The organism is uncultured Cardiobacterium sp., from assembly GCF_938028185.1.
Classification (GTDB): domain Bacteria; phylum Pseudomonadota; class Gammaproteobacteria; order Cardiobacteriales; family Cardiobacteriaceae; genus Cardiobacterium.
The window spans coordinates 1-1,564 of the sequence record NZ_CALJAH010000236.1 but is presented as its reverse complement, the minus strand read 5'-3'; the positions used below and the strand labels follow the sequence as shown (position 1 = coordinate 1,564).

The window sequence follows — 1,564 nt, the reverse complement described above, 5'->3', positions numbered from 1 at the left end:
AGATGTTCTATCACGTTAAGGCATTTGCCATCGGATTTTTCTATATCAACTACGGGTGCGTTTGAGGCAGCATACATTTTAGGACACCACCGGATTTTAAACAGGTTCTTAGGGAAACCCGATCAAGCGACGCAACACCGTATGAGGCTTTCGGTGGATGGCTATACGCTTCTCCTGGCGGCCAAACGGGCATTACCATACCTCGCCGTTATATTGATCAAAAAGCACGGCATCCGGAAAAATATCGCGCAGACATTCAGCCACGCCAATAACGTCATCCGTAAAACGGCGCTGTGGATCATCGTCAAAACCGACAGCAATTTCCTTGTTATAAGCGAGAAAATCCGCAGGCAGTGCGGTCTTTTTCTGCAAAATCTTTTGCAGTACGGCGACGTCCAGCGACATTTCATCCACCTCACGAATCTCGAACCGCACCCGCCAACCTTTCCTTTCCAGAACCAGCAAAGATACCGGCGGAAAAATCAGGGTTTCTGTGGACAGCGCAAAATCACTATACCAGGGAAAATGCTGTTTCAGACCGCAAGCCAGTAAATCATTATTGACAGCATGATTATCATCACGCAGTAATACAAACAGCGTAAACACAGCGTCTTTCCCAAAAGCAACATGGCAAATTTTATTGACGCAATATTGCTACTGCCATCGAAAAATCCCGCACAAAATTATCTTCACCCAGCAATTTCAAAACACCGCTACGGCTTAAACTGGCGCGTACCTGCTCATTTGCGCCGGAGACCATGACGCGGATACCGCGTTTCTGAAAATCACCAATCACCCGTTCCAGCGTCAAAATGCCGGTCATATCAATATAAGGCACCCAGCGCATTCGCAAAATAACGGCGCGTGGTTGCGTATTAATATCCGACAGCGTCTGTTCAAATTTCTCCATCGCACCAAAAAAGAACGGACCATTGACAACGAACATCTGCACATCTTCCGGCAAATGCTCTGCATCGCTGCTATGTTCGCCTTTTTTAACCTCAACCGCTTTGGCCATTTGCCCCAGAAAATGCAAAGTAGCGAGAATGACACCGATATTCACGGCGACCACCAAATCCACCAAAACCGTCAAGAAAAACGTAATCAAAAAAAGCGCGTTATCAGCACGCGGGGCGCGGCGAATCATGCTCACACAACGCTTTGGATCGCTCATGTTCCAGGCGACCTGAAAAAGAATGGCAGCGAGGGCGGCCAACGGAATATTGGCCGCCAACGGTGCAGCAACCAACAAAATCAAAGCCAGAGTAATAGCGTGGACAATCCCTGCCAGCGGACTATTGCCCCCTTGGCGAATATTGGTCGCCGTCCGCGCAATCGCACCGGTTGCGGCAAAGCCGCCAAATAGCGGCGAAATCATATTGGCAAGGCCCTGCCCGACCAGCTCCTGATTGGAATGGTGGCGCGTGCCTGCCATGCCATCGGCGACAACCGCAGAAAGCAGCGATTCAATCGCGCCTAACATGGCAATGGTAAAGGCGGGTAACATTAAAGTCGCAATATCTGCCCAGGCAAAACGCGGCAGGGCGAAATGCGGCAAACCGGT

At 49.9% G+C, this 1,564-nt stretch carries 2 protein-coding genes; both read right to left on the bottom strand.

All coding sequences use genetic code 11. The features are described from left to right. Positions 1 to 192: 192 nt before the first annotated feature. Positions 193 to 606, bottom strand: coding sequence for a hypothetical protein (locus Q0349_RS06845; RefSeq protein ID WP_298080130.1), 414 nt, complete (start codon positions 604 to 606; stop codon positions 193 to 195). Positions 607 to 637: 31 nt separating this feature from the next. Beyond that, on the bottom strand, positions 638 to 1,564 hold a 927-nt coding region (locus Q0349_RS06840; protein WP_298080129.1), incomplete at its 5' end, for a SulP family inorganic anion transporter.